The sequence below is a fragment of the Shewanella sp. SM20 genome, from assembly GCF_025654545.1.
Lineage (GTDB): Bacteria > Pseudomonadota > Gammaproteobacteria > Enterobacterales > Shewanellaceae > Shewanella > Shewanella oncorhynchi.
Genome location: NZ_JAKKRK010000152.1, coordinates 1 through 529 on the forward strand (window position 1 = coordinate 1; position 529 = coordinate 529).

A 529-nucleotide genomic window follows, 5' to 3' on the forward strand; every position below is an offset into this window, starting at 1 on the left:
GTAAGCGTAACGCCAGTAAGCGTAACGCCAACCACACATTCCAATCCTAACTGATCAACTTTACCCTGTCTGCCATTATCAACTGCCAGGGTAATCATCATGCACCGTACCAAAGAACAATGGCTGGCCTTGTTTGCCGAGCAAGCCCAAAGTGGTCTCACCCAAACTGAATTTGCAAAACGTCAGGGCATCATTCCTACATATTTTAGTTATCGCAAGCGTCAGTTGTTGGCGTTTCAGGATGATGACGGTGGCTTTGTTGAGCTGACGCCACAGGGTTTGCAGCTGAATCAATGTATCCGTCCGGTGATCTGCACCTAGCCTAGTTTTGCATTCCAAGGTAACAAATGATCCAGGCTTTCTGGCTTGAGTGACAGCTGCTCTAGGCAGTACATGAGATAGTCAAAAGGCATCAGCCCATTAGCCTTGGCAGTTTCTATCATGCTGTACAGTATGGCACTGGCTTTTGCTCCATTGGCCGTGTTGGCAAATAGCCAATTTTTACGGCCAATGACGAACGGCTTTATGG

General features: G+C 47.6%; 1 protein-coding gene and 1 pseudogene. One reads left to right on the forward strand and one right to left on the reverse strand.

Annotated elements, in window-relative coordinates; genetic code table 11:
• Positions 1 to 99: 99 nt before the first annotated feature.
• Positions 100 to 300, forward strand: a pseudogene (gene tnpA / locus L5M18_RS23400) (IS66 family insertion sequence element accessory protein TnpA); the annotation flags it as partial.
• Between the two features lie 17 nt (positions 301 to 317).
• Here tnpA and L5M18_RS23405 read toward each other — a convergent pair.
• Positions 318 to 529: transposase domain-containing protein (locus L5M18_RS23405; protein WP_263198729.1), on the reverse strand; the 212-nt coding region annotated here is incomplete at its 5' end.